Raw genomic sequence first — 1,403 nt, forward strand, 5'->3', positions numbered from 1 at the left:
GCAATGCCGTTGCTTTAGTGGTCGTGCCACCGGTGGTTCAAGGTGACTACGACCGGCGAACGACGGAGGCTGGCGGCTTCTCCGGGGGCTTTGCTGCCGTACGGGGTGATGCAGGAGCGGATCTTGCGGGGGCAGTCACGGGGGCGGCGGCGGGGCAGGAGGCTGCGGCCGATCTCGGCGAGTCCGAGGTGCCGGTCGTGTCTGCGGGCGGAGGGGGGAAAAGCCGCTCGGTGAGATCACCGTGCGGCGGACGACGTGCAGGGCCCGGGTGAACGATGTCCGCTCGGCGGTGCTGTGGTGCAGCCGGGCGGCTTCGTTCAGCAGGTCGCGGGTGGCGTGGTGCACGATGAGGTGGGCGTAGATCTCCTGCCGCACTCCGTCCGGGGTCTGCGACCTCAGGACGGGTCTGCCGCGTTGATGGGTCTTGATCTCGTCGAAGACCAGCTCGATCTCCCAGCGTCGGGCGTAGAGGGCAGCGAGTTCGGCGGCCGGGTGCTTATCGTGGTCGGTCAAGCTGGTGATCAGCCGGACGATGTCGGGCTGCCCGTCGATGCGGTACTCGATCACCCGGACCAGGGCCGGCGGGGCTTTGAGTGTTCCAGCTGCTTTGCTGTGCTTGTTCGCCTCGATCCGGGCAAGGTAGCTGCCGTCGGGCAAGACGTCCTGGACCCGTCGGGCCTTGCGCCGCTCGATCCGCCACAGCAGGTGAGTGCCCTGTTCCCGCAGCCGGTGCCAGCGGGCCAGGCCCCACAGGCCGCGATCGGCCAGCAGCAATGTGCCGAGTCCGGTGTGGGCATCGAGGGCGTCGGAGACGATGCGTTCGGATTCCTTGAACCCGCCGATCACGGCGTCGAGGACCGCGTGGGAGGAGCACTCCGCGACGGCAACCACCCTGGCCTGCGGATATCCCATGGGACTACGGCGGGAGCCAGACTTGCCGAAGGCGTCGTTGTTTCCCTCCGAGTCGGGCACGGCCAGCAGGGTCCCGTCCAGGGCCAGGACTCGCAGACCCTGGAACAGGTCTCCGCTCCCGCCCAGGGGCCGGGCCACGGCACGGAACAACTCCCGCAGCACGGTCCACCCCAGGCGCTGCCGAGCCCTGGTCAACGAGGACTTGTTGACCCCGGTCCACGACCGCAGTCCCGGATCCCCGGCCTTCACCAGGCGCAGAACCTCCAGGTAGTCGGCCTGCGGAAACAGACACATCGCCAGCACGAAGTAGACCGTGAACCGAGCGGATAACAGACGCCGACGCTTCTCCGAGCGACCGGCCTCATCGATCACCCGGTCCACAAGCTCCGGCGGACATGACCGGGTCAGGACTCCCAGCCCCAGCCGCTCCAGACGAGATATCAGCACACCCGCTCAACCAGCCGACAGCCCCAAAAGCAACGGCATTGCCC

1 protein-coding gene is annotated in these 1,403 nt (G+C 68.0%); it reads right to left on the reverse strand.

The window, feature by feature from the left end:
- Positions 1-135: 135 nt before the first annotated feature.
- Complete coding sequence (locus tag OF819_RS28960; RefSeq protein WP_267246621.1) at positions 136-1,359, reverse strand: IS4 family transposase; 1,224 nt, start codon at positions 1,357-1,359, stop codon at positions 136-138.
- Between the last annotated feature and the right edge of the window lie 44 nt (positions 1,360-1,403).

This window comes from Streptomyces sp. PR69 (genome assembly GCF_026420845.1).
GTDB lineage: Bacteria > Actinomycetota > Actinomycetes > Streptomycetales > Streptomycetaceae > Streptomyces.